This is a genomic window from Streptococcus sp. ZY171113 (assembly GCF_057748235.1).
The window spans coordinates 1426795-1451433 of record NZ_CM173243.1; the positions used below are offsets into that span (position 1 = coordinate 1426795).

The following is a 24639-nucleotide window of genomic DNA, read 5'->3' on the forward strand; positions in this document are numbered from 1 at the left end:
AGCCCATTGATAACAAGTTAAAGGTTAATAAGGATGCTGCCCCAGGTTAGCCCGCCGCCGAAACCTGAGAGCAAGATGGTCTGGCTACCGTCCAGTTTGATGTCACCTCTGTCCACACACTCTGAGAGTAAAATGGGTATGGAGGCGGCACTGGTGTTACCATAGGCCATCATGTTGGCTGGAAATTTGCTCCTGGCCACACCGATTTTCTTGGCCATCTTATCCAAGATACGATCATTGGCCTGGTGGAGCAGGTAGTGGTCAACCTGGTCGCTGGTCAATCCTTGACTGGCCAGAAGGTCCAAGATACTTCTCGACACGGTCTTGACGGCAAAGTCAAAGATGGCTCGGCCGTTCATCTGAACGTGGCTGTCTGCCTGCTCTGCTATTGCCGCAAAAGGGGAAGAAAAGCCCAGCTGACCTGACTGAAGGGCAGAACCAGAGCTACCGTCGGTATTGAGGCTCTCGGCCAAGAAGTGTCGACTGTCGCTGGCCTCAAGTAAAACACCACCGGCCCCGTCCCCGAAGAGGACAGCGGTCGAGCGATCAGACCAGTCCAAAATCTTGGAAAAGACCTCGGCACCGATGACCAGGCCCCGCTGGTAGAGGCCCGACTGGATAAACTTGTCGGCCGTTGACAGGGCAAAGGTGAAGCCAGAACAGGCTGCCGTCAGGTCAAAGGCGAAGGCCTTGCTGGCCCCGATAGCCCCCTGAACCAAGGCAGCCGTCGAGGGCATGAGGCTGTCGGGTGTGATGGTCGCCACCAGGATAAAGTCCAAATCAGTCGCCGCCAAGCCAGATTTGGCTAGAAGTTTCAGGGCCACCTGTGTGGCCAAGTGGCTGGTGTTCTCGGTCTGGCTAATCCGCCTCTGGCGAATCCCAGTCCTTGTGGCAATCCACTCGTCACTGGTGTCCAGGAGTTTAGCCAAATCGTCATTGGTGATGATCTGGTCGGGCACATAGTGGGCCACCTGGCTGATTTTAGAGTAGGTCATCACTAAGTTCCTCAAGAAACTGGTGGAGCTTGGCCAGGCCGTTTTGCAGGGCCTCGACTTCACTCTCAGACATGTCATCAATAATCTTCAACACCATGCGTTTGTGGAACTGACGATGGAGGCGGTAGAGCAGACGACCTCTGCTGGTCAAATCAACATAAACCACCCGACGATCCGTCAGTGAACGGGTTCGGGTGATGTAACCCTTAGCCTCCAGTTTATTGAGGCTGGTAGTTACCGTTCCCAGGGTCAAGAGCAATTCCCTAGCAATTTCCGTCGGAGTCACCTGCTCTGACTTTCCAATAATGTCGATGGTGTGCATCTCCTTAATGGTCACGTCACTAAACTTACTGGTCTTGAGGCTATTTTCCTCAACAATCAAAACCTTGTTAAAGATGTCCACCAAGTAACTATTGATTTGATTGTAGTCCATGCGACACCTCCTTTTCTGCTCACGCTTAAAACTATTTGACAATCAAATTATATCAAAACACGAGTGCTTTGACAAGTACAAATCTGATGAAATTGTTTTCTTGCTCTATTGACCAGTGAACTGAGGGCGGCGTTTCTCGGTATAGGCTCGGACACCTTCCTTGAAATCCTCTTTGAAGGCCAGGTCAGACTGTAAGTTCAACTCCAGCTTGGCATAGTCTTCCCAGCCGGCAAACTCGCTGGCCCAAATCATCTGCTTGATGGCGGCATAGGATTGGAAGGAGGCCCGCTTGAGTTTGATAATCAGGCTATTGACAGTCTTGTCCAACTTTTCAGGCTCACAAGTCTTGTAAACAAAGCCGTATTCAAGCCCTTTTTCTGCTGAAACGGCCTCTGCGGTCATGGTCAGCTGGGTGGCTCGGTTGATGCCCAGGGAGCGGGTCAAGAGGAAAATCCCACCAGCATCTGGGGCCAGGTTGACATTGACAAAGGCCTGAATGAATTTTGCCTTGTCCGTTGCAATGCAGAAATCCGCTGCAATGACCAGGTTGAAGGCTGCACCAGCAACTGGCCCATCCACCGCCACAATAACTGGCTTAGGCAACTGCTTGATAGCAAAGGCGATGGTGTTGACCAGCTCTGCTATTTCAACCAAGGAAGACACATCGTCAGCGTCCACAGCCCGCTGCATCTCTGCTAAGTCACCGCCGACCGAAAAGACCTGGCCATTGCCCTTGATAAGGAGGATTTTGACCGCCTCATCTTGACCCGCTTGGCCAATGGCAGCCAAAATCTCCTGGCAAATGGCCACATTAAAGCCGTTGGATACCTCTGGTCGGTTGAGGGTCAGGGTCGCAATGCCGTCTGCCACCTCATAAAGAATGCCTGTAAACATGAGCTTCTCCTTATTTTTATTAGAAGTTTTAATTATTTGATAATCAAACTTTATAACCATTATAACGGATTTTCCTAAAAATGCAAGTAAAAACTGCAGATTTACTGACAAAGCCTGGCAGGTCTGCTATAATGTTAGGGTATCACACAAAAGAATAGGAAGGAACCCATGAAAGTTATCAAATTCGGAGGCAGTTCCCTGGCCTCTGCCCAACAGTTGCAAAAAGTTCTCGGCATTGTCAAAAGCGACCCTAGCCGCCGCTTTGTCGTCGTCTCTGCCCCAGGTAAACGGTCTGCCGACGACACCAAGGTCACCGATGCCCTCATCAAATACTACAAAAACTATGTGGCTAATCAGGATGTGACCGCTGACCAGACCTGGATCATCAACCGCTACAAGGCCATCGTGGACGAACTGGGCCTTTCTGCTAAAATTCTGGATGAGATTGCTGTCAATATTGTCAGCCTGGCCAGCCTCCCAACCGACAAGAACCCCTTCCTCTACGACAGCTTTTTGGCCGCAGGTGAGGACAACAACGCCAAACTGATTGCCGAATACTTCCGCAAAAACGGCCTCTTAGCCCGCTACATCCACCCTCGAGAAGCAGGAATCATCGTGACCCCTGAGCCTGGCAACGCTCAGATTCTGACCTCCAGCTACAACCAAATCCAAAAACTCCGTGATGTGGAGGATATCTTGGTCATCCCTGGCTTCTTCGGCGTGACCGAGACCGGCGACATCTGCACCTTCTCCCGCGGCGGTTCGGACATCACGGGTTCCATTGTTGCGGCAGGGGTAAAGGCAGAGCTCTATGAGAACTTCACCGATGTGGATGGGATTTTCGCTGCCCACCCAGGCGTGGTTCAGAACCCCCACTCCATCCCAGAATTAACCTACCGTGAAATGCGGGAGTTGGCCTATGGTGGCTTCTCAGTCCTCCATGATGAGGCCTTGATTCCTGCCTACCGTGGCAAGGTGCCCATTGTCATCAAAAACACCAACAACCCCGACCACCCAGGCACACGAATTGTCCTGGAGAGTGCCAAAAAAGACAACCCTGTTGTCGGTGTCTCTGGGGACGACAAATTTGTCAGTATTAACATTTCCAAGTACATGATGAACCGCGAAGTCGGCTTTGGTCGCAAGGTCTTGCAAATCTTAGAAGACCTCAACATCCGCTTCGAGCACATGCCAACAGGCATTGACGACCTGTCCATCGTTTTGCGGGAGCGGGAATTGACCCCAATCAAGGAGCAGGAAATCATCGACCAATTGACCAGAAAGCTGGAAGTTGACCATGTGGATATTGAACGAGACCTGTCCATCATCATGATTGTCGGTGAAAACATGAAGAACCACATTGGTGTGACCGCTACGGCAACAACAGCTCTGGCTGAGCACAGCATCAACCTGGCCATGATTTCCCAAGGTTCTAGCGAGGTTTCTGTTATGTTCGTCGTCAAAACAGCTGACGAAAAAGAAGCCGTTCGAGCCCTTTATCACGCCTTCTTTCACTAAACCATAAAGAGGCTGGGAATTGTCCCAGCCTCTTTATTCATCTCATTTTCCTGTCCGAAGATTGGACCTAGTCATTGTTATCCTGTTCCAATTTTGCCGCAAACCGCCTCAGTTCAGTAACCAACACCACCTGGTCTGTCAGCAGGTTATAAAGGCCGTCTTCTGACAAGACTCCCCGTTTGAGGTCAACAGGCAAGTCTCCCCGCTCGTCAGCTTCAAAATCAACCCGCCAGTCAGTTTCATAGTAGGTCTCCAAACCAGCCAGGAGCGGCTTGATGGCTTGGGCTTCTTCTAAGAGAGCCTCCAAGCGGTTAAAAAAATCTTGCACTTGGTCAAAGGCTGCTTCTTGTTGTTTTATACGGTCAATCTGAGTCATTCCATTTCCTCCATAGTCCTTGCGGCCTCATAGGCCCCTAAATCAGCTCCCTTGAGGTAGCTAGGGTCAATCACATCATAAAAGTCAGACAGGGGCAGGCTGAGGCCGCTGTCAAAGACCAGGAGGCCGTTTTTCACCTCAAAACCATCGGAATAATAACCTCTGGCTGCCAACTGGCTAGGCAGGTCCAAGGCAAAGGTTTTGGATAAGAGAAAGTCCTTATCAGCTCGCCCCTCTAGGTCGACTGCCAATCGGTCCACTGCATAACTACCATAGTAAGACAGAAGGTCATTCAGGGTAAATTGGCTCTGATCATCCTTCACATGTTGCCGAGTAATGACCTTACTGGCCAGGAGCTGGTAGCCAGTCTTAGCCTTGGCATAATCGGTCTGATAAACCACCAAGCGGCTAACACCGACCAGCTCAGTTGCTTCCAGCTGTCCACGGATAACCGTCACATCTGCCTGGGGTTGATTTGCTGTCAAGAGCTGATAATTGCCCACCATCATGCCTGTCAGATCGGCCTCAATACTAGCTGGACTAACCAGATAGGCTGGGGACCCATAATGATGGTCCTGACCTGCGTAAGCGACTGGGGCATATTGGGCAGACAGGGCCTTCTCCGTGGCCAGTACCTGGGCTAGAGAGCGAGACAGAGCTTCCCGGTCCCTGACCCACCAGCCCAGAGCTAGGCCTCCAACCAGCGTCAGAATGGCCACCACACTAATAAACCATTTTTTCATCAGTTCCACCTCCCTTGAAATCGTTTCCTTACTTCTATTATAGTCCTTTTGGGCCATTTTTGCCAGAAAAAACCTCCCAGATGGGAGGCTGCTTGAGCTATTTGGACAGGCCTTGGAACCGCCATTTGAAGCGGAAGAACATGTAGGTTGGATAGATGAGGTTGAGGACGCCATAGGCCAAGGCGTAGCCGGCCAGAACATCACTCGGATAGTGCACCCCCAAATAAATACGTGACAGACCAACCAAGATAATCAGGGCAATGAGACTGGTCTGGATAAGCACTTTCTGCCAACCCTTATCAAGGCGTTGACTGGCCACAATCAGAAGGCTACCGAAAATCAGCAAGGCTCCGGTCGCATGACCGCTAGGGAAGGAATAGCCGCCTGCCTCCACCAGATGGGGGAGGCCTGGACGAACCCGTCCGTAGAGGAGCTTAAACAAGGGAATCAACATCCCTGCCAGAGAGCCGCTGGCCAGCACCAAGGCTGCTTCTGCTCGCCAGTTTTTCCAAAAATAAAACAAACCAGCAAAGAGGGCGACCCAGAGGACCTGAGCCAGAGGGTCACCAAGGAGCGTCAGCTGACTAAAGAAGCTGGTCAGAACTGGGGGTAGACCGCCCCGAACCAGGGTTTGGATGCTGCTATCAAAGCCCACCAGTTGGTCGGGGTAGAACTTAACCACATAGCCTAGAAGGACAAAAATCAGGAGGCCGTAAGAGGCCCTGGTGTAGAAGGCCGTCCGATTAGGCATGACCGACCCTCCGCAGGACCCGCCAGAGCAGGGCGAAGGCCAGACTAAAGAGCAGGCCCTGAATCAGGTTGAAGGGCAGGACCATCCCGAAAAGGTAGGGGTTGACCCCGATATAGGCCGCAATATCAAAGTTAGCAAAGGTCGCGTAAAGGGGAATGGCGTAAACCAGGTTAAGCAGGAGCATGGCCACGGTCAGACTGAGGGTGCCAAGGCCACTAGCTAGAACAAAACTCTTGGCTGTTCGGCTCTTTTTCCAGAACATGGCAAAGCAGGCCACAAAGAGCCCCAAGGCCAGGATGTTCATGGGCAGGCCGATATAATCATTGACCCCACGGTTGTTGAGCAAGAGTTTGAGCACCGTCCGCAAGAGCAAAATCACATAGGCAGACTTGAGATCTAAAAGCACCAGGCCAACCAGGACGGGCAGAATACTGAGCTCCACCTTGAGAAAATCAGCACCCGGAATAATGGGGAAACTAAAGAACATGAGGACAAAGGACAGAGCCCCCAAGATAGCGATGTGGGTCAAACGTTGTGTTTTTGACATGAAAAAATTCCTCCAATTTGAACAATTGAAAGAAGTCCCAAAGAGTATGCAACTATGCAGAAAAACCCTTTGTCTTCTCCCATCCAGACTTTTTACTCGTGATTACCGATTTGGATTTGATGACCACTCGTTTTAACTGTCGGTTGTGGAATTGCACCACATCAGCTTTCGCTCACGGACTTCTGATAACCCTTGCTAGACTAGATGGGCTTAGTCTAGGCGACGAGCCGCAGGCAGTACAAGTGGTACGGCAAGGCTCGGCAACGACGATTAAGCCTATCTAGTCAGCAAGGGCAAGCAGTCACCGCCGGTCGGGAATCTCACCCTGCCCTGAAGACAAGACTAGGATACCAAAAAATCTCATTGATTGCAACCGTTTCGTCTCACTAGTTAGTAATTGTTGGAATTTGATGACGAACGAGGTCAAAAAATGACAGAAAGCCTGATTTTATGATAAAATAAAGGTTATGACAGTAAAGACTTTTTTAGCAAAAACAGTGGGGAAATCAGCCCACTTTGCCCTCAGTAAACTCGGACGAGGCTCAACCCTGCCTGGTAAGTTAGCCCTCTCCCTCGACCCGCACATCCTTCAAAATCTGGCCAAGGACTACGAAGTGGTGGTCATCACTGGAACCAACGGTAAGACCCTAACCACTGCCCTGACCGTGGGCATTCTCAAGGAGGCCTTTGGTGAGGTGGTGACCAACCCTAGCGGGGCCAACATGATTACGGGGATTGCCTCGACCTTTTTGAGTGCCAAACCAGGAAAATCTGGCAAGAAGATTGCGGTCCTAGAGATTGACGAGGCCAGCCTGGCCAAGGTGACCGACTACATCACACCTAGCCTGATTGTCCTGACCAATATTTTCCGTGACCAGATGGACCGCTTCGGCGAAATCTACACCACCTACCAAATGATTTTGGATGGAGTTGCCAAAGCACCTACTGCTACCATTTTGGCCAACGGTGACAGCCCGCTCTTTAACTCCAAACCCCTGACCAACCCTGTCCGCTACTATGGCTTTGACACCGAAAAAACGGAGCCAAAACGGGCCCACTTTAACACGGAAGGGGTGCTCTGCCCTCACTGCGACAGCATCATCACCTACCGCCTCAACACCTACGCCAACCTGGGCGACTACACCTGCCCTAACTGTGCCTTTGAGCGGCCGCAATTAGATTATGCCCTGACCCAGTTGACCGAGCTGACCCACCTGTCTTCAGGTTTTATCATTGATGGCCAGGATTACAAAATCAATGTCGGTGGCCTCTACAACATCTACAACGCCCTAGCTGCGGTGGCGGTTGCTGAATACCTGGGGGTTGCACCTGCAACCATCAAGGCTGGTTTTGACAAGTCACGAGCGGTCTTTGGTCGCCAGGAAACCTTCAAGGTTGGAGACAAGGACTGTACCCTGATTTTGATTAAAAACCCTGTCGGTGCCAACCAGGCCCTGGAAATGATCAAATTGGCCCCTTACGACTTCAGCCTGTCTGTCCTGCTCAACGCCAACTATGCGGATGGGATTGACACCAGCTGGATTTGGGATGCTGATTTTGAGATGATTCACCAGATGGACGTCACGGCTGTCAATGCTGGTGGGGTTCGCTACCCAGAAATCGCCCGTCGCCTACGAGTGACTGACTACCCGAGCGACCAGATTACCCCTCAGGCCAGCCTTGAAGACCTCCTTGCCAGCATCGAACAACAGCATAGCCAGCACGCCTACATCTTGGCCACCTATACTGCCATGCTGGAATTGCGTGACCTCCTGACCAAGCGTCAGGCTGTCAGAAAGGAGAGAAACTAATGGTCTACACCTCATTAAAATCAGCTGACAATCAGGACTACCGCTACCAACTCAACATCGCCCACCTCTACGGCGACCTGATGAACACCTATGGCGACTACGGTAACGTGCTCATGCTCAAGTACATCGGGGAAAAACTAGGAGCTCGCGTTCAGGCAGATGTCGTGTCTCTGGGAGACGATTTCGACAAGGACTTTTACGACATTGCCGTCTTTGGTGGTGGCCAGGACTATGAACAATCCATCGTTTCCAAGGACCTGCCTGCCAAAAAAGAGGCCCTCAATGCCTTTATCCAGGAAAACAAGGTCATGGTAGCCATCTGTGGTGGCTTCCAGCTCCTGGGGCAATACTACGTGCAAGCCAATGGCGTCAAGATTGACGGGGTTGGGGTCATGGGCCACTACACCCTCAATCAGGAAAATAACCGCTACATCGGGGACATCAAAATCCACAACAAGGAGTTCAACGAAACCTATTATGGTTTTGAAAACCACCAGGGACGGACCTTCCTGTCTGAGGATGAAAAGCCCCTGGGCGAGGTCCTCTACGGCATCGGGAACAACGATGAACACAATGGCGAAGGGGTTCACTACAAGAACGTTTATGGCACCTACTTCCACGGTCCAATCCTGTCCCGCAACACCAACCTGGCCTATCGCATGGCGGTGACGGCCCTCAAAAACCGCTACGGGCAGGACATCCAACTGCCGAGCTACGACGACATTCTCAGCCTGGAAAGACCTGAAGAATACGAAGACGTGAAGCGTAAGGTTGACATGAACTAAACGACAAAACCTCGGCCGGGACTCGACCGAGGTTTTTCTGCCATGCTTTAGAAAAAGAAAAAAAGAGCCTAGGCTCTTGATGATGGAATCTAGGGGGATCGAACCCCTGACCTTTTGGCTGCCAGCCAAACGCTCTCCCAGCTGAGCTAAGACCCCAAAATCTCAATTTGGTAACTTAAATGTTACTAAACGTGATTACTTTTATAGTTTACCTTAAAAACTAACAACTGTCAAGACCTTTTCAAAAAAAATTATTTTTAATTCACCACAAGCTTAACGAAAAACCTCAATTTAATGTGTAAACCACCTGATCTCGTCTCAACTAGAACTGGGTACACGTTCATCTTGACTTTTCAGTGCTTTAACAAACTATTCAAAATGTCCTGCTCAACTTGCTCAATAAAAATAGAAGGCAAGGATGAAATCCCCGCCTCTAATCTATTCATTTCATTGTAGATAATGTAATCTACTTATCGCCCTTGTTACGAATGACAAAACCTGGTTGTTTTTCGCTTGATGTGCGGTGAGGCTTCTTGTTGTCCTTATTGGCAAAGTCCTTGTAGTTCTTGTTGGACTTGCGTTTGAAATCGCGACGCTCTCCATCTCGGTCATCTCGACGTCGGTCGCCTCGGTAACCACCCTTGCGGTCACGAGAACCACGGTCATCACGGTCACGACCCCTGCCACCTCGACTGCCCTTGCCCTTGGCCTGGCCAGGGGCGAACTTAAACGGCAGTGGTTTTTCCTGGGCAATTTCAACCTTAGGCATGGTTTCTGGATCAGAAACCGTCAGGCTGAGGATGTATTGGGCCAACTCTTCTGGGCTAAATTCGGCCGCCAATTTGAGTGCGTCAGCCTTAAACTTATCAAAGTTGGCACGGATGTTCTCGTCTGCAAAGTCCCGCTCAATCTTCTTGAGGGCCACCTTTTTGGTCGCCGCAAAGGCTTCTTCTGCCGTTGCAGGCTTCATCCCCTTCATGCGTTTCTTGGTCAAATCCTCGATAATGGCCAAATAACCCATCTCGTTTGGCGAGACAAAGGTGATGGACTGGCCAGATTTACCGGCCCGACCCGTCCGACCAATCCGGTGAACATAGCTCTCAGGATCTTGGGGAATGTCGTAGTTATACACGTGGGTGACACCTGAAATGTCCAAACCACGGGCCGCCACATCAGTCGCTACCAGAATGTCAATGTTATCATTTTTGAAATCACGCAGAACCCGCAAACGCTTGTTCTGGTCCAGGTCACCGTGGATGCCTTCGGCACGGAAGCCACGGATTTTCAAACCACGGGTCAATTCGTCCACCCGACGCTTGGTCCGACCAAAGACGATAGACAGCTCAGGCTGGTCCACATCCATAAGGCGGGTCATGGTGTCAAACTTCTCATGCTCACGCACACGAATGTAGTACTGGTCAATCAGCTCTGTGGTCAATTCCTTGGCCGCAATTTTAACATGCTCAGGCTCTTTCATGAACTGAACGCCGATGCGTTTGATCGGATCTGGCATGGTAGCTGAGAAGAGCAGGGTCTGACGGTCTTCGGGCGTGCGGCTGATGATGGCTTCGATGTCTTCCAAGAAGCCCATATTGAGCATCTCGTCTGCCTCATCCAAAATCAGGGTCTCAATGCCGTCCAAACGAAGGGCCTTACGCTTAATCAAGTCCAGAAGACGACCTGGTGTCCCAACCACCACATGAGCACCTGATTTGAGGGCCTTGATTTGTTTCTCAATGCTAGAGCCGCCATATACTGAGCGGACTTTAACACCCTTTTCACGGCCAAAACGGAAGAGCTCTTCCTGGCTCTGCACAGCCAATTCACGGGTCGGGGCAATGACCAAGGCCTGGATGGCTGGGTTGTTGGTGTCAATCTTGTTGAGGGTCGGCAGACCAAAGGCTGCCGTCTTACCCGTACCCGTCTGGGCCTGACCAATCACGTCCTTGCCTTCGAGGGCCAAGGGAATGGTCATCTCCTGAATGGGTGATGGGGTTTCAAAGCCAGCTGCTTCAACAGCGGCCAAAATCTCTGCGGACAGAGCAAGTTCATTAAATTTCATGTGTCTTCTTTCTAAAAAGGCAGTGCGAAGCTGCCTTATAAGGCGTTTTATCTTGTCATGGAATCACAACCTACCTAGTATAACACAATTTCCATAAATAAACAGAGATTTGCCTTGAAACCCTAACTAACACGTTTTCATACAAAAAGACTGGTAGAACCAGCCTTTCGTGCCTTCATGTTGTGTCCAATGCCAATAGGCTGTTTAAGCCTTAAAGGCATCCAAGAGCACCTTAAACTCCTCGTTGGTCAGGGTAATGCCCTTGCCCATCTTGCTGTGGTCTGGGCTCCAGGTACGGATGTCATACTTGGCTTCTGCACCATTGAAGCTGACCCGGTTGAGTTCCTTGGTCCAGCCCTTGTCGTTGGTGGACAGCACCAACAAGTGTTCTGTAATCTCAAAGCTAAATTCTGCCATAGCTTACTCCTTCTAACGGCTCAGCCGTTGTTTTTTCTTACTGAGTTATTCGTAAGACTAATGAAAAATAAGTGATTTAGGGACAATAGCTTGCCTTGCCCAGATAAAGGAAGAAACCGTCAGTCTCGGAAATCGGTGCCTGGTCAGCCTCATAAACCAAGATGAGGCTATTGACTGGATCAGCTAAAACATCTGGAAACTGGGGCATGAGTTGGTCATCATAGGAAAAGCCAGTCAACAAGTGAGGCAGGTCCGAACTGGCTTGGTCAAACCACTCCGCTTCCAAGAAATCTGGGTCTAAGTCAATCCCGAACGCTGTTTCAAAGGCTGATGGGACGTATTCTCCCTCCTCGTCATAAAAACCTGTCACATAGGCTTCTAAGTCGTCCGCGCTAGCCATTTTTCCAACAAAAAGATGGACGGTGGACTGCGAATTATTCCTCATCATCTGATGCCTCCCCTAAAGCACTGGCGAAAAATCCTACTAAAAAGTCAGCCAGACTAGAAAAACTGGTGACAAGTTCACCTGATGGTTTGTCCAACTCTTGATAAGACTGGCTCTGGCGGTCGTAGACCCACCAACTCATATCACTGTCACCCAAATAAAGAAAGTCTGTCGGGTTCACGTCGTGCCAAATGGCATTCATCAGCAGTAAATCATAGCCTTCTTTGTCGGTAGCAAAGTCACGGTCAGCCACATGGCCGTAAAGAATATGACCGTCCCACTCCAGCCCGTTCACCACCGCTAAAATAGCCCGATATGCCTCAGGAAGAACCAAGTCTTCCGACGATTTAAAAGGGCCACAGGTTGGATAGGCCTCTTCATCATGAGATTGGGCCAGAGACTGCAAGGTTTCCAACTGGTTTAACCACTTTTTCTCTATCATTTGTTCAACAACTCCCTAGCCTGCTGTCTGGCCGTCTCGGTCACATCAGCCCCCGCCAACATCTTGGCGATTTCCTCAATCCGCTCATCTGGGGTCAAGAGACGCACCGTTGAGACCGTGCTGGTCTCGCTGCTGGTTTTAGAGATAAAGAACTGGTTGTCCGCGATGGCGATGACCTGAGGCAGGTGGGAGATGGCCAGAACCTGACCGTTCTGGCCGATTTTATAGATTTTTTGGGCAATAGCTTGCGCTACTCGGCCGGACACGCCCGTGTCCACCTCGTCAAAGACGATGGCTGTCTTGTCTTCCTTGCGTGAGAACGACGACTTGATGGCCAACATGAGGCGGGACAATTCCCCGCCAGAGGCCACCTTGACCAGGGGCTTGAAATCTTCACCAGGGTTGGTTGAAATGTAAAACTCCACCGCCTCGTTGCCCTCTCGGCTGAACTTGCTCTTGGTGAAGGTCACCTGGAAACGGGCCTTCTCCATGTAGAGGTCTTGGAGTTCCTGATGAATATCAGCTTCCAGAGCCACCGCCAATTGGTGTCTGGCCTCAGACAGGCTCTTGGCCTCCGCCACCAGTTGCCGCTCCAAGCCTTTCAATTCCTGCTCCATGTCTTCTGAAGACAGGTCCGAACCCGTCAGGTGGTCGTATTCCTTACTGATTTGAGCATAGTAAGTCAGAACATCGTCCACCTGGCCACCGTACTTGCGGGTCATGGTGTGAATGGTATCCAAACGAGACTCGACTTCCATAAGGCGGTTGCCGTCAAATTCCAGACCGTCAATGGTTGCCTCCAGCCGCTTGGTCACATCCTCCAAGACATAGTAGGCCTCAGACAAATGCTGGGACATGTCCTTGTAGCTAGGGTCAAACTCCTCCAAACTCTCCAGGTCGTTCATGGCCGTTCGGACATTGGCTAAACTGGAAAAGTCTTCGTTATCCAGCATGGCATAGGCTGAAGCCAGGGTATCAGCGATGTTTTTATGGTTGAGCAATCGCTCCCGCTCCGCAGTTAGTGCCTGGTCCTCACCAGGTTTGAGGTCGGCCGCTTCCAGCTCGGCCAGCTGGAAGGCCAGCATATCAATCCGTGCCTTGTGCTCCTCTTGATTTTTCTTGATGGTCAAGACCCGTTTGCGGTGCTTGCGGTAGCGGTCAAAAGTCGCTTGGTAGCTGGTTTTCAGTTGCCAAAAGGCCTCGTCCCCAAAGCTATCCAAGAGGCCGATGTGGCGTTGGGGCCGCATGAGCTCTTCCTGGTCATGCTGGCCGTGAATATCCACCAAATGCTCTCCGATGGCCTTGAGGGTGGTCAAGTTGACCAGCTGGCCGTTGACTCGGCTAACTGACCGCCCGTTGGCAAAGATTTCTCGGCGGATAATCAGCTCATCCGTCTCCTCAATCCCGTTGTCAACCAAGACCTGCTGAAGAGCTCGGCTATTTCCCAGAGAAAAAAGCCCCTCAATCTCGGCCTTGGGCTGACCGTGGCGAATGACGTCGTGGCTGGCGCGACTGCCCAGCATCATGTTCATGGCGTCGATGATGATGGACTTGCCTGCCCCGGTCTCCCCGGTCAGAACTGTCATGCCCCGGTCAAAGGTCAGGCGAATCTCCTCGATAATGGCAAAGTTTTTAATGGCAATTTCTAGTAGCATGCCTCTTCCTTCCTAGTCGTCCTTGGGCTTAAAACTTTGGTGGGCTTGGTCAACCAAGGCCTTGATCTGGCCAGCCACCTGATTGATCGGCTGGTCTGTTTTTTCCAGGTGGGCTAAAAATTCCACATTGCCCTGGCCACCTTGAATGGGTGAGAAATCCAGACCCAGAACAGAAAACCCTGTCTCAACCGCCATGGCCGTCACCTCTTCCAGAACCTTGACATGGACAGCAGGGTCCTTGACAATCCCATTCTTACCAATCTGCTCACGGCCCGCCTCAAACTGAGGCTTGATGAGGGCCACCACCTGGCCGCCAGCCGCCAAAACCCCCTGCAAGGCTGGCAAAATCAAGCCCAGCGAGATAAAGCTGACGTCAATTGAAGCAAAGCTGGGCTGGCCTCGGTCAAAATCAGCCAGCTGGGCATGGCGAAAATTGTACTGCTCCATGGAGACCACCCGTTCATTTTGGCGAAGTTTCCAGACCAGCTGGTTGGTGCCCACATCAACAGCATAAACCAAGTCCGCTCCAGACTGGACCATGACATCGGTAAAGCCACCTGTCGAGGCCCCGATATCCAGACAGAGCTTGCCCTCAACAGACAGGCCAAAGACCGCCAAGGCCTTCTCCAACTTGAGCCCGCCTCGGCTAACGTATTTTAGTTTCTCGCCCTTGAGCTTGAGCTCGGTGGTCTCGTCGATTTTCTCCCCCGGCTTGTCGTAGCGGTGGCCGTTAATGACCGCCACCACCAGACCTGCCATGACGCCCCGCTTGGCCTGCTCCCTGGTCTCAAAAAGCCCCTGTTTGTGGGCCAGCACATCAACCCGTTCCTTAGCCATGCAGTCGCAACCTTTCTATCACTTCCTTGCTTCCTGTCAGGTCCGCCCCCAGCTTTTCTTCCAGTTTTTGGAAAATGGCTGACGCTGCTGACAGGGTCTCGTCCAAAATCTCGTAGGACTTGTCCAGTCCCAAGAGGTTGGGGTAGGTGGACTTGTCTGCTGACAGGTCCTTCTTGGGCGTCTTACCCAGGTCTTCAAAACTAGCAGTCACATCCAAGATGTCGTCACGCACCTGGAAGGCCAAACCAACTAGGTCACCCGCCGTCCGAAAATCAGCCTGGGCCTCCCTGTCCAGCTCGGCTATTAGCCCTGCTGCCACAAAAGGAAAGGCCAAGAGTTTGCCCGTCTTGTTGGCGTGAATGGCCTGCAAGTCAGTCAAGGACACCTGCTTCCCCTCGCCAGCCATGTCCAACATCTGACCGCCTACCATGCCGTAGCTGCCCGCCGCATAGGAGAGCTCCCGAATCAGGTCCAACCGCACCTGGGCCGGCAAATCGCTCTCAGCCACCAGGCCAAAGGGGTCCAGAAAGAGGCTGTCCCCAGCCAAAATGGCCGTGGCCTCATCAAACTGCTTGTGGTTGGTCAAGCGGCCCCGGCGGTAGTCGTCGTTGTCCATGGCCGGCAGATCATCGTGAATCAGACTGCCCGTGTGAATCATCTCCAGAGCCGCCGCCACTTGGAAGTGGGCAGGAGCCAAACTCAAGCCCAGCCCCTCCAAAAGCTCCAAGAGCAAGAGCGGACGAATCCGCTTGCCCCCTGCCTCAAGCGAGTAGCGAATGGCTTCAACCAAGCGGTCAGAAACCGCCGCCTGACCATAGTAGGTCGCCAAAGCCGCCTCAATCCCTGCTAACTTGGTCATCTAGTCCAGCTCCTTCTCGCTGCCGTCAGCCTGGACCACCTTGAGCAGGGTCTCCTCAGCTGCCGCCAAGGTCTTCTGCAAGTCCTTGGACAGGACCATGCCTTCTTGAAAGGCTGAAATGGCCTCTTCCAAAGGCACTTCACCATTTTCCAAACGGGTCACAATGGCCTCCAAGGCCTGCAATTTTTCCTCAAATGTCTGTGTTTTACTTGGCATGATTTCCCTCTTTCATTTACTGGGCCAACTCGCCCTTGATTTCTGTCACTTCTGCCACAAATTGGCCGTCAGCCAGGGTCACCTCAACCTGGTCCCCGACCGCTAGACCGGCGACTGAACTCCGACTTGCTCCCTCTTGCTGGACGATGGCAAAGCCTCGCTTGAGGATTCGACTGGTATCCAGAGACAGCAACCGTGCCTCATTTTTTTCTAGCCGAGCGGCCAACTGGGTCAGGGTCTGGCGAATCTGCTGAATCAACTTGGCTTCTTGAGCCGCAACCCCTTGCTGCAAGTGCTTGACCTGACCAGGCAAATTGGTCGCCAGTAGCCGTTGCTGGAGCAGGGCCTGACTGGTCTGGCTAGACCTGACTTGTTCCCTGAAACGATTGACCAAGGCCAAACGAGCACGGTCCAGCCCTTGCAGGTAAACATCGTAGAGCCGTTCAGGCTGACGGAAGATGACTGAATTGGCCAACTTGGTCACCCGCTCCCTGCGGTAGTTGATTTGGCGTTGCAGGGCCTGATGGGCACGTAACTGTCTGTCCTTGACAAAGGCCAGGACATCCGCTTTGGTCACAGGCGTGGCCAATTCAGCCGCAGCAGTCGGAGTCGCCGCCCGCCTGTCCGCCACAAAGTCGGCCAAGGTGGTATCCGTCTCGTGACCCACTGATGAAATAACTGGCAAGCGAGACTCGAAAATGGCCTCGACCACCACTTCCTCGTTGAAGGCCCAGAGGTCCTCAATGGAACCCCCACCCCGACCGACAATCAGGACATCCAGGTCATCACGCTCATTGGCCCGACGGATATTAGCGGCCACTTCCTGGGCGGCTCCTTCTCCCTGAACCTTGGTCGGAAAGAGAACAATCTCCACACCCGGAAAGCGACGGCTGACTGTGGTGTGAATGTCTCTGATAACCGCCCCGCTGGGACTGGTCACCACACCTATTTTCTGGACGAATTGGGGCAGGGTCTGCTTGTGACGATCATCGAAGAAACCCGCCTCGCCCAACCGTTTTTTCAACTGCTCAAAGGCCACCGCCAAGGCACCGATGCCGTCTGGCTCCGCTCGTTCAATCACAATCGAGTAAGACCCACCAGGCTCATAGAGCTGAATCCGACCGATGACATTGACCTTCATCCCCTCTTCCAGCTCAAAGCCCAGAGACTTATAAACCCCAGCCCACATGGTGGCCTGGATGACCGCCTTGTCGTCCTTGAGGGAAAAATACTGGTGGCTGGGCCTACGGCGGAAGTTGGACACCTGACCGGTCAAATAGACCCGCTCCAGATAGGGGTCACGGTCAAATTTTAATTTCAAATACTTGGTCAAATCCGTGACCGACAAATAGTCTGGCATAGGCCCTCCTTACTCTCCTATCTCTAACTGGCTATGAAAACAGAGCAAGGCTCCATTTTCTACTCCTTCTATTATAGCAAAAAGTCAAAAAAGTGACTGGGTTCAGCCACTTTTTCACTTATGATTTGGTCTTGTCTTTATCTTTAGTCGATTGGTCTGACTTGTCCTCTTGTTCCAAACCTTGAATCAGATAAAACAGGCTCACCGCAAACATGGGAAGGCCAAGAAACCAAGGTTTGAGCAAGAAACTCATGGTTAAGCCGTTGAAGAAGAAAACAAAAGCTAACACCAGCTTGTCATTTTTCATAGACCAATCCTCCTACTGAACTGACCGCACCGCAGAGTCATAGGTCTGCTCCATGAGCATGGTGATGGTCATTGGGCCAACACCGCCAGGAACAGGGGTGATGTGGCTGGCAATCGGCTCAACCTCATCGTACTTGACATCGCCGCAGAGCTTGCCGTCCTCGTCACGGTTCATGCCCACGTCGATGACCACAGCTCCTTCCTTGACAAAGTCCTTGGTCACAAAGTTGCCGCGACCGATGGCCACCACCAAGACATCCGCTGTCCGCGCCAGCTCTGGCAGGTTCTTGGTGCGGGAGTGGGCAATGGTTACGGTAGCGTTTTGATCCATGAGGAGCTGGGCCATTGGCTTGCCGACAATGTTGCTCCGGCCAATCACCACAGCATTTTTGCCCGCCAGCTCAATGTCGTAAGCCTTGAACATCTCCATGACACCCGCAGGTGTACACGGCACCATGACCGCGTGACCGCTCCAGAGGCGGCCCATGTTCATGGGGTGGAAGCCGTCCACGTCTTTTTCTGGGGAAATGGCCAGCAAAACCTCTTCCTCGTTGATGTGTTTAGGTAGGGGCAGCTGAACCAGAATCCCATGGAAACTGTCGTCTGCATTGTATTTGGCGATGAGGGACAAAAGATCCTCCTGACTAATGGTATCAGGAACTCGAACCACCTCGCTCTTGAAACCAGCCTTGAGGGCAGACCGCTCCTTGTTGCCCACATAGACTTGACTAGCAGGATCCTCACCCACCAAAATCACCACCAGACCAGGCACGATGCCCTTGTTTGCCTTCAACTTGGCCACCTTTTCTGCCAGTTCTGCCTGCATCTTGGCTGCCAGAGCCTTGCCATCAATAATTGTTGCCATGATAACTCCTTTGTTCTTGATAGGTCTATTTTAACAAAATATTAACAAAAATAAAAGTATTTTTATTTCTGTTCGTCATTTTTGTCATCTAGGTAGTTTTCTTGAGTTTTCTTAGCCAGTTCATTCTTTTTTGTCTGATCTACCAAGAGTTTGGTGTACTTGCTAATGCCAAAAATTTTGACCAAGGAAAAAACGGCCAGTAGGAGAATCACAATCTGTTTCGGTGTCATAAACCCTCTCTTTCTTTTCCTCATTATACCCCGACTGAACCTGAAAGGCAAGAAGAATGACATTTTCCCGCAAATACCGTATAATAGAAGGACATTAGTCAAAGGAAAGGCATCATGAAAACAGACAAGTTACGTCAGAGTAATAACATTGAAGACCGCCGTGGACAGGGCCATGTTGGCAGTTCAGGCACACCGTTTGGCCGTCAAGGCTCATCTATGGGGAGTAACCTCCTGCTGTCTTTACTCTTCTCCCGCATGGGCTGGAAGGGCAAGCTCCTCTTGGTTCTCTTTCTTCTCCTCTTTGGCCGCGGTGGTTTTGGAAATCTCTTCGGTAATAGCGCAAGCTATTCTCCCTACCAGTCCACTCAAGTGTCCACCAACCGCACCAATTTGACTGATGCGGACTCTGAATTTGTCAGCAAGGTTTTGGCCAGTACAGAAGATTTTTGGGCCCAAGAATTTTCCCGTCATGGCATGACCTATCAGCCACCGTCTCTAGTCTTTTACGAAGGCCAAACTCAGACGGCCTGTGGTCTTGGACAGGCAGCCGCTGGGCCCTTCTACTGCTCTGGTGATGAAAAGATTTATCTGGACATGTCTTTCTATGAAGAATTGACCACCAAGTACAGGGCCCAAGGTGACTTTGCCATGGCCTATGTTATCGCCCACGAGGTCGGCCACCATGTTCAACACGAACTCGGAACCATGACTCAATACGCTCAAGCCAAACGTGGCCTGTCTGAAAAACAGGCTAATGCCTTGACCGTTCGTTTAGAACTTCAGGCTGACTACTATGCAGGAGCCTGGGCCAAACACGTGGACGGCCAAGGTTACCTAGATGTTGGTGACATTGAAGAAGCCATGAACGCTGCCCATGCCGTTGGTGACGATACCCTCCAACATGAGGCCTATGGCCGAGTGGTTCCTGACAGCTTTACCCACGGCACTTCTGAGCAACGTAAAACCTGGTTTGACCGTGGTTACCAATACGGGGATTTGGAACACGGCGACACCTTTAACAGCGACATTTAACCCTCACATAGACCGCCATCAGGTGGTCTTTTCTACTGGTTTTGAGACAGCGATTGCTTCCAACAGACAAAGCTCTGCTATGGCCTAAAACAGTAAAACCTCCTCTGAAAACATCAGAGGAGGTTAGCTACTACTGGGATGTGAGGCAATCTGGGCAAATGCCGTAAATCAGAAACTGTTCTCGGGTTACCTGGTAGCCTGTTTTTTCTTCGGCTTCTTTTTTGAAAATGGACAGGTCAACATCCATAAAATCTGCAATTTTGCCGCAGACTTCACAGACCACGTTGAGGTGCTCGTGACCTAAAAAATCAAAATAAGTGGTGTTGTCATTAGACACCTTGAGCTCAGACACAAAACCTTCCTCAACCAGAACCCGCAGGTTGTTGTAGACCGTGGCCAGGCTCATGCCAGGAATAAGGGGCAAGAGGTCACGGTAAATCTGCTCCGCACTGGGGTGGTGCTTGGCCGCAATCATATAACGCAAGACAGCTTTCCTGGTCTCGGTAATTCGGATGTGTTTGCTCTTGAGGTGACTAATCACCTGACCATAGTCCTCTTGCTGAGTGGCCGTCAAGACAATCGCCTCTGCCATAGTGTCCTCCTCGGTGGTATTTCCTCTATTATAACAAATTTTTCAAAAAATTGTCTAAAAAGAAACCTTGCTCACAACTGACCATAGGTCTGGCAGAAAGCCACCTTGAGCTGGGTAAAGGTTCGCAGGTCGTTGAGCAACTGAAAGAGCAAGGCCCGGCTCTCAAAAGCTGCCCTGGTCTGGGGCAGGTCCCGCTGGCGAAACCTGGTCAGATAGGCATCAATGGCCTGCATGAGCTCCTGACCTGAGTTTTCCTCACTCAACTGGTCAGCTGTTTGGGAAAATAGCTGAGCTAAGAGCTGGCTTTCTTCTGACTGATGGTTGAGGTCGTTGACTAAAAGGGCCATCCGTCTCAAGACCTGAAGCTGGGCCATACGCATGTCAAAGTAATGAACCTGGTAGTTGGTCTGGTGAAAAACCTGATTATGCCGATCACGGTAGACTAGATTGAGGGCCGCCTCAATCTCCTCTTCCAATCGGTCAATCAAGATGCCTTCATTTTTACCATTGCCAGACTGGAGAAACACCTGAAACCGTCGCAAAATCACTCGTAGCCCCTCTTCAACCCGCTGGTGATAGGCCTCAATCTGCCTGACCTTAGAGGGCATGTAAAGATTAATCAAGAGAGCCAGACCTGCCCCCAGCAAAAACAGCGCCAGCTCATTTCCCAAAAGAGACCAGCTAAGTTTTTTTTCCTGCAAGAGATGGAGGACCAGAACCGTACTGGGAGCCAGGCCAACCTCCAGCTGAAAGCGATAAACCAAGGGGATGTAGAGGGCTAAAAAGAGGGTAAACGTTAGAAAAGAAAAGCCCAGAAAACTAAAGAGACCGCTAGCCAAGCCCAGGGCCAGAAGGGTGGCCAAGAGCCGGCCACGGGCCACCTTAAAGGAGCTCCGTCTGGTGTCAAGGACGCTGAGCAGGGCAATGACACCTGCCGAACTAGCATAAGCAAGCCCCAGCTGGTCTGCCAGCAAAAAGGCGAGGCTGGTCGCTAAAACCAGCTTGATGGTGCGTTGAAAAAGGGACATGACCACTCCTTTCTCTTGTGTCTATCGTGACCTAATAAGACTTGAAACGATTGCCCAAGTCTCGGATGACCTGAGCCACGGTTTCTGGCTGAGCCATCACCTGCTGGTCGGCATAGGCTGTCAGAGGCTCATAGTCTCCCACCTGAACAGCATAGGTGGCTCTGTCAAAGAAATCCATATCGTTCTTATCATTCCCAAAGGCGACAAACTCCCTGCCGCAAAACCGTTCCACCGTCGCCCCCTTGGTGACGCCTTTTGGATTGAGGTAGAGGGCATTTTCCCCTTCATGGTAAAAGATAGCCGAGCGGTCTAGCTGGTTCAGTTGGCTCATCAAGGGTTCCGCCAGGTCTGGGCGGTCACCGAAAAAGATGACCAACTTGGTCGGATCGGCCAGTTCAGACCAATGTTTACGCTCGGCCATTCCCAAAGGATCAACAAAAGGATAGAAAGCCACGCCCTCAGGACGATTGCAGGCATAATCAAAAGCATCATCCAGAAAATAAGCCAAATCGTGGGTCTGACAGTAAGCCAGGGCCAGCTCTAAGCTCTGGTGGTCAAGCTGCTCCTGATAAACCAACTGTCCGCCCTCATAAGCGATGCCACCGTTGAGACCAATGACCAGCCGCTGAGACAATTCCTGGCCCAAGATACCCAAACAGTCCCGATAGGAACGAGCCGAAGCAAAAATCAAGTCGTGACCAGCCGCTTCTAAGGCTGTCAGGGCTTCCCTGATAGGGTCAGGCAAGTTATCCCCATCAAAGCAAATGGTTCCATCCAAGTCAAAGACAAATCGCATCATCCTACCTCCCTTGCCAAAAAGCCAGTCGGAAAGGTTCCAACTGGCTAGGCTTTTTCTTATTGAACAGTACGAACACGCATGGTGTTTGTTGAACCAGCAACACCTACAGGCACACCAGCAACGATAACAATGTTGTCACCAGCTTCAACCAGACCTTGCTCTTTAGCAACTTTCTCAGCCAACTCGAACATGTCATCAGTTGACTCAGGACGGTCAGTAATCACTGGGATAACACCCCAGTTAAGGGTCAAGCTACGTTGCACCTTGTCAGTGAAAGTGATGGCCAAGATGTCAGCATTTGGACGGTAGTGAGAGATGGCACGAGCTGAGTAGCCAGTTTCTGTTACGGTTACCACCAATTTGATGTCCATTGAGTTGGTTGCATCACGAACCGCTGACGCAATAACATCAGTCTTGCTGTCACGAACATAGTTATCAGAAGATAGACGGCCGTACTCTTTCAAGAGGGTTTGAGCCTTCTTGCTGATGGTAGCCATGGTACGAACAGACTCAACAGGGTACTTACCGTTAGCAGACTCACCAGAAAGCATGGTAGCGTCTGTACCATCGATAACAGCATTGAAGACGTCAGATACTTCTGAACGGGTCGCACGAGGCTTCTCAGTCATGGTCTCAAGCATGTTAGTTGCTGTGATAACTGGCTTACCAACACGGTTACATGCTGCGATGATTTGTTTTTGGTAAACTGGTACCATTTCATAAGGTACTTCGATACCCATGTCACCACGAGCAACCATGATACCGTCAGACGCTTCAAGGATTTCTTCCAAGTTGTCGATACCTTGTTGGTTCTCGATTTTAGAGATCAACTGAACATGCTCGTTGCCAGTTTCTTTCAAGATGTTACGCACTTCGTTAACATCCTTAGCTGTACGAACGAATGAAATGGCGATGTAGTTGAGGCCTTGCTCCAAACCGAAACGAATATCAGCGTTGTCACGCTCAGCCAAGGCTGGGAAAGGAATCTTAGTGTAAGGGATGTTGACACCTTTTTGTTTACCAACAACACCGTCGTTTTCAACGCTAACGATAAACTCACGTTTAGCCTCGTCCTTGTCAACAACAGTCAAACCAAGTTTACCATCGTCAACCAAGATTTGGTTACCAACGTGAACATCATTGAAGATGTCCAAACCACCAGCAACGTTGAGGGCAATCACTTCAGGAGTTGACTTGATGCCTTGAGTTGTCGCCACACGCAACTGGTCACCAGTCTTGTAGGTGTGGAAATCAGCACCGTCTTCGAAAACTTCTGTACGGATTTCAGGACCTTTAGTGTCCAAGAGGAAACCAACCTTGCGGCCAGCGATTTCTTCCGCACGACGAACAGTCGCCATACGAGCACCTTGCTCAGCGTGGTCACCGTGAGAGAAGTTGAAACGGAAAACATCCGCACCCTCTGTAATCAACTGTGCAATGGTTTGAGCTGATGTCTCAACATCCAACTGACCAGCCCAGTAGCCTGACTCGCCATACTTTTTACCGTCACGAGTTTCTACTGCGGGACCGAGGGTTGAAACAACTTTAGCACGTTTATGCATTTTAATTCTCCTTTTTTCTATACAAGTAAATCTTAGTGGGCCAAGTCACGGTTAAGGGCTGCGAAGTCCAAACGTGCCTTGTGAGGGTTGTTGACGATAATCTTACCATCTTCAGTCAAGCTAAAGAGGGCTCCCTCTTCTGCTGTTCCCAGAATTGGGCTTTCCACCAACTCTTCGTTGTGGATACCAACAGCCAAACCGCCACGGCCTGCCTTGAGCAATTCAACCGCATGAGCACCCATCCAAGAAGCAAGGACACGGTCACGCGGGCTTGGGTTACCACCACGCAGAATGTGACCAAGGTTGGTCACCCGCAAATCGCTGGTGTCGCCAGCTTCTTTGAGGAGCTTGGCAAATTCCTCAGCAGGCATAACACCTTCTGCCAGAACGATAATGTGATGGTTCTTGCCCTTGTTCTCATAACCATCCTTGATGTTGGCTACAACTTGGTTGATGTCGTAAGCTTCTTCAGGGATGATGATTTGGTCGGCACCGCCAGCGATACCTGACCAGAGGGCAATGTCACCAGCGTTACGGCCCATGACCTCAACAACAAAGGTTCGGTTGTGGCTGGCAGACGTGTCACGCAACTTGTCCAAAGCGTCCGTCGCTGTGTTAACAGCCGTATCAAAACCGATGGTGTAGTCCGTACCAACGATATCGTTATCAATGGTACCAGGAACACCAACAGCTGGGAAGCCGTGCTCAGTCAGACGCATGGCACCATGATAAGAGCCGTCGCCACCGACAACCACAACACCTTCAATACCGTGTTTTTTCAACTGCTCAATGCCCTTGAGCTGGCCTTCCAACTCCTTGAACTCTGGGTAACGGGCTGACTGGAGGAAGGTTCCCCCACGGGTCAGACGGTCAGATACCCCACGGGCAGTCAGTGGGAAGATGTCCCCTTCAACCATGCCAGCATAGCCACGGTTGATGCCATACACTTCCATGCCCTCGGTAATCGCCTTACGCACAACCGCACGCACGGCAGCGTTCATACCAGGGGCGTCGCCACCGCTGGTCAAAACAGCAATACGCTTCATGTTTATCCTTTACTCCTTTTGGGAAAGTAACCA

The 24639-nt window shown here is 51.2% G+C and carries 28 protein-coding genes, 1 tRNA gene and 1 riboswitch; of the genes, 4 read left to right on the forward strand and 25 right to left on the reverse strand.

From position 1 onward, the window contains the following. Positions 1-17: 17 nt before the first annotated feature. The 3 genes from AC3ARB_RS06720 to fabM form a co-directional block, all read right to left on the reverse strand. Positions 18-995 (reverse strand): beta-ketoacyl-ACP synthase III, encoded by a 978-nt coding sequence (locus AC3ARB_RS06720; protein ID WP_488319807.1) that lies wholly within the window; start codon positions 993-995, stop codon positions 18-20. Continuing rightward, positions 982-1428: a fatty acid biosynthesis transcriptional regulator FabT gene (gene fabT, locus AC3ARB_RS06725; protein ID WP_488319808.1), complete on the reverse strand. Its 447-nt coding sequence runs from the start codon at positions 1426-1428 to the stop codon at positions 982-984. Before fabT ends, AC3ARB_RS06720 begins: the two co-directional genes overlap by 14 nt. 105 nt (positions 1429-1533) lie before the next feature. After that, positions 1534-2322 (reverse strand): trans-2-decenoyl-ACP isomerase, encoded by a 789-nt coding sequence (gene fabM / locus AC3ARB_RS06730; RefSeq protein ID WP_488319809.1) that lies wholly within the window; start codon positions 2320-2322, stop codon positions 1534-1536. A gap of 168 nt (positions 2323-2490) precedes the next feature. Between fabM and AC3ARB_RS06735 the strand changes: the two genes are divergently transcribed. Further along, positions 2491-3840, forward strand: a complete 1350-nt coding sequence (locus tag AC3ARB_RS06735; RefSeq protein WP_488319810.1) for an aspartate kinase — start codon at positions 2491-2493, stop codon at positions 3838-3840. 67 nt (positions 3841-3907) lie between these two features. Here the strand turns inward: AC3ARB_RS06735 and AC3ARB_RS06740 are convergent, their stop codons facing one another. From AC3ARB_RS06740 to AC3ARB_RS06755, 4 genes are all read right to left on the reverse strand, one after another. After that, positions 3908-4216: a DUF4298 domain-containing protein gene (locus AC3ARB_RS06740; protein ID WP_488319811.1), complete on the reverse strand. Its 309-nt coding sequence runs from the start codon at positions 4214-4216 to the stop codon at positions 3908-3910. Next, the gene (locus tag AC3ARB_RS06745) at positions 4213-4959 is read right to left on the reverse strand and encodes a hypothetical protein (protein WP_488319812.1); all 747 of its coding nucleotides are present in this window, start codon (positions 4957-4959) and stop codon (positions 4213-4215) included. The genes AC3ARB_RS06740 and AC3ARB_RS06745 overlap by 4 nt, the downstream gene beginning before the upstream one ends. Positions 4960-5056: 97 nt before the next feature. Continuing rightward, the gene (locus tag AC3ARB_RS06750; RefSeq protein ID WP_488319813.1) at positions 5057-5710 is read right to left on the reverse strand and encodes a phosphatase PAP2 family protein; all 654 of its coding nucleotides are present in this window, start codon (positions 5708-5710) and stop codon (positions 5057-5059) included. Next, a complete protein-coding gene (locus AC3ARB_RS06755; protein WP_488319814.1) occupies positions 5703-6257 on the reverse strand; it encodes an ECF transporter S component in 555 nt (184 codons plus the stop codon). Before AC3ARB_RS06755 ends, AC3ARB_RS06750 begins: the two co-directional genes overlap by 8 nt. Positions 6258-6324: 67 nt before the next feature. After that, positions 6325-6599: riboswitch (FMN riboswitch) on the reverse strand. A gap of 125 nt (positions 6600-6724) precedes the next feature. On the opposite strand from AC3ARB_RS06755, the gene murT reads away from it, so the two are divergent. Continuing rightward, positions 6725-8068 (forward strand): lipid II isoglutaminyl synthase subunit MurT, encoded by a 1344-nt coding sequence (gene murT / locus AC3ARB_RS06760; RefSeq protein WP_488319815.1) that lies wholly within the window; start codon positions 6725-6727, stop codon positions 8066-8068. Then, the gene (gene gatD, locus AC3ARB_RS06765; protein WP_488319816.1) at positions 8068-8853 is read left to right on the forward strand and encodes a lipid II isoglutaminyl synthase subunit GatD; all 786 of its coding nucleotides are present in this window, start codon (positions 8068-8070) and stop codon (positions 8851-8853) included. The genes murT and gatD overlap by 1 nt, the downstream gene beginning before the upstream one ends. Before the next feature lie 83 nt (positions 8854-8936). On the opposite strand, the gene AC3ARB_RS06770 is transcribed toward gatD, so the two are convergent. From AC3ARB_RS06770 to AC3ARB_RS06830, 13 genes are all read right to left on the reverse strand, one after another. Continuing rightward, positions 8937-9009 (reverse strand) — tRNA-Ala (locus AC3ARB_RS06770). 310 nt (positions 9010-9319) lie between these two features. Further along, entirely contained in the window at positions 9320-10915 is a 1596-nt protein-coding gene (gene cshA, locus AC3ARB_RS06775; protein ID WP_488319817.1) for a degradosome RNA helicase CshA, read from the reverse strand. 204 nt (positions 10916-11119) lie between these two features. Beyond that, entirely contained in the window at positions 11120-11332 is a 213-nt protein-coding gene (locus AC3ARB_RS06780; protein ID WP_488319818.1) for a YdbC family protein, read from the reverse strand. Positions 11333-11408: 76 nt separating this feature from the next. Further along, complete coding sequence (locus tag AC3ARB_RS06785; RefSeq protein WP_488319819.1) at positions 11409-11780, reverse strand: immunity 22 family protein; 372 nt, start codon at positions 11778-11780, stop codon at positions 11409-11411. Then, positions 11767-12219, reverse strand: coding sequence for a YrhA family protein (locus tag AC3ARB_RS06790; protein ID WP_488319820.1), 453 nt, complete (start codon positions 12217-12219; stop codon positions 11767-11769). The genes AC3ARB_RS06785 and AC3ARB_RS06790 overlap by 14 nt, the downstream gene beginning before the upstream one ends. Then, positions 12216-13874 (reverse strand): DNA repair protein RecN, encoded by a 1659-nt coding sequence (recN, locus tag AC3ARB_RS06795; RefSeq protein WP_488319821.1) that lies wholly within the window; start codon positions 13872-13874, stop codon positions 12216-12218. Before recN ends, AC3ARB_RS06790 begins: the two co-directional genes overlap by 4 nt. Positions 13875-13886: 12 nt before the next feature. Next, positions 13887-14711: a TlyA family RNA methyltransferase gene (locus AC3ARB_RS06800; RefSeq protein WP_488319822.1), complete on the reverse strand. Its 825-nt coding sequence runs from the start codon at positions 14709-14711 to the stop codon at positions 13887-13889. Further along, positions 14704-15570 carry a polyprenyl synthetase family protein gene (locus tag AC3ARB_RS06805; protein WP_488319823.1) on the reverse strand — a complete coding sequence of 289 codons (867 nt, stop codon included), beginning with the start codon at positions 15568-15570 and terminating at the stop codon, positions 14704-14706. The genes AC3ARB_RS06800 and AC3ARB_RS06805 overlap by 8 nt, the downstream gene beginning before the upstream one ends. Continuing rightward, positions 15571-15786 carry an exodeoxyribonuclease VII small subunit gene (locus tag AC3ARB_RS06810; RefSeq protein ID WP_488319824.1) on the reverse strand — a complete coding sequence of 72 codons (216 nt, stop codon included), beginning with the start codon at positions 15784-15786 and terminating at the stop codon, positions 15571-15573. A gap of 16 nt (positions 15787-15802) precedes the next feature. Further along, on the reverse strand, positions 15803-17146 hold the full coding sequence (xseA, locus tag AC3ARB_RS06815) for an exodeoxyribonuclease VII large subunit (RefSeq protein WP_488319825.1): 1344 nt from the start codon (positions 17144-17146) through the stop codon (positions 15803-15805). A gap of 118 nt (positions 17147-17264) precedes the next feature. Next, positions 17265-17453 carry a hypothetical protein gene (locus tag AC3ARB_RS06820; protein ID WP_488319826.1) on the reverse strand — a complete coding sequence of 63 codons (189 nt, stop codon included), beginning with the start codon at positions 17451-17453 and terminating at the stop codon, positions 17265-17267. A 12-nt stretch (positions 17454-17465) separates the two neighbouring features. Then, positions 17466-18317, reverse strand: coding sequence for a bifunctional methylenetetrahydrofolate dehydrogenase/methenyltetrahydrofolate cyclohydrolase (locus AC3ARB_RS06825; RefSeq protein WP_488319827.1), 852 nt, complete (start codon positions 18315-18317; stop codon positions 17466-17468). Between the two features lie 62 nt (positions 18318-18379). After that, positions 18380-18547 carry a hypothetical protein gene (locus AC3ARB_RS06830; protein WP_488319828.1) on the reverse strand — a complete coding sequence of 56 codons (168 nt, stop codon included), beginning with the start codon at positions 18545-18547 and terminating at the stop codon, positions 18380-18382. Positions 18548-18661: 114 nt separating this feature from the next. Here AC3ARB_RS06830 and ypfJ point away from each other — a divergent pair, with 114 nt between their 5' ends. Then, positions 18662-19579: a KPN_02809 family neutral zinc metallopeptidase gene (gene ypfJ, locus AC3ARB_RS06835; RefSeq protein WP_488319829.1), complete on the forward strand. Its 918-nt coding sequence runs from the start codon at positions 18662-18664 to the stop codon at positions 19577-19579. A gap of 130 nt (positions 19580-19709) precedes the next feature. Here the strand turns inward: ypfJ and AC3ARB_RS06840 are convergent, their stop codons facing one another. The 5 genes from AC3ARB_RS06840 to pfkA form a co-directional block, all read right to left on the reverse strand. Further along, positions 19710-20171: a Fur family transcriptional regulator gene (locus AC3ARB_RS06840; protein ID WP_488319830.1), complete on the reverse strand. Its 462-nt coding sequence runs from the start codon at positions 20169-20171 to the stop codon at positions 19710-19712. Between the two features lie 71 nt (positions 20172-20242). Next, positions 20243-21199, reverse strand: coding sequence for an aromatic acid exporter family protein (locus AC3ARB_RS06845; RefSeq protein WP_488319831.1), 957 nt, complete (start codon positions 21197-21199; stop codon positions 20243-20245). Positions 21200-21230: 31 nt separating this feature from the next. Beyond that, positions 21231-21998 carry an HAD-IIB family hydrolase gene (locus AC3ARB_RS06850; protein WP_488319832.1) on the reverse strand — a complete coding sequence of 256 codons (768 nt, stop codon included), beginning with the start codon at positions 21996-21998 and terminating at the stop codon, positions 21231-21233. Positions 21999-22054: 56 nt separating this feature from the next. Further along, positions 22055-23560, reverse strand: a complete 1506-nt coding sequence (pyk, locus tag AC3ARB_RS06855; RefSeq protein WP_488319833.1) for a pyruvate kinase — start codon at positions 23558-23560, stop codon at positions 22055-22057. A gap of 32 nt (positions 23561-23592) precedes the next feature. Then, positions 23593-24606: a 6-phosphofructokinase gene (pfkA, locus tag AC3ARB_RS06860; protein WP_488319834.1), complete on the reverse strand. Its 1014-nt coding sequence runs from the start codon at positions 24604-24606 to the stop codon at positions 23593-23595. Positions 24607-24639 lie beyond the last annotated feature (33 nt).